This is a genomic window from Bradyrhizobium sp. 137, assembly GCF_023074095.1.
Classification (GTDB): domain Bacteria; phylum Pseudomonadota; class Alphaproteobacteria; order Rhizobiales; family Xanthobacteraceae; genus Bradyrhizobium.
Genome location: NZ_JADPKU010000024.1, coordinates 1 through 553, shown reverse-complemented (window position 1 = coordinate 553; position 553 = coordinate 1). Strand labels below are relative to the sequence as shown.

Annotated in this window: 1 protein-coding gene and 1 pseudogene; both read left to right on the top strand. The window is 55.2% G+C overall.

Features of this window, described 5'->3' with window-relative positions; translation table 11 throughout:
• A pseudogene (locus IVA78_RS04355) lies at positions 1-415 on the top strand (adenylate cyclase); the annotation flags it as partial.
• Between the two features lie 28 nt (positions 416-443).
• On the top strand, positions 444-553 hold a 110-nt coding region (locus IVA78_RS04350), incomplete at its 3' end, for a hypothetical protein (RefSeq protein WP_247464611.1).

The window sequence follows — 553 nt, the reverse complement described above, 5'->3', positions numbered from 1 at the left end:
GTCAAATCTTACGGCCCTACAGGAGCAGGTCACGGCTCGGCTCGCCCGCTCTCTCAACGTCGAACTCATCCAAGCCGAAAGCCGGCGCAGCCAAATGGACAGACCAACCAATCCAGACGCTGTGGATTTCAGCATGCGCGGCTGGGCGAAGCGCTATGGCCCACGGACCAAGTTGACGAATGCAGAGGCAAACGACTTGTTCGACAGCGCACTGCGCCTCGATCCGGACAACATAGATGCAATGATCGGCAAGACGTTGTGCATAGCGGATGGCGTGATCTACGGATGGTCATCATCGGTAGTCGAGGACAAGAAGAGGGCGATCAAGCTAATAGATCAAGCTCTTGCAAAACGCCCAGCGATCGCAAATGCGCACGTAGCCAAGGGAAACATTCTGAACTACGGGAATCCTTGAGGAAGCTTTACCTGAATACGACGCAGCTTTGGAAATAGATCCTAATTCGCCCGTCGCGTATGCATCCAAGGGGATCGTACTTGTTACGGCGGGACGCGCGGCCGAAGCGTTTTCTCCGATTCAGATCGCTTTGCGCCT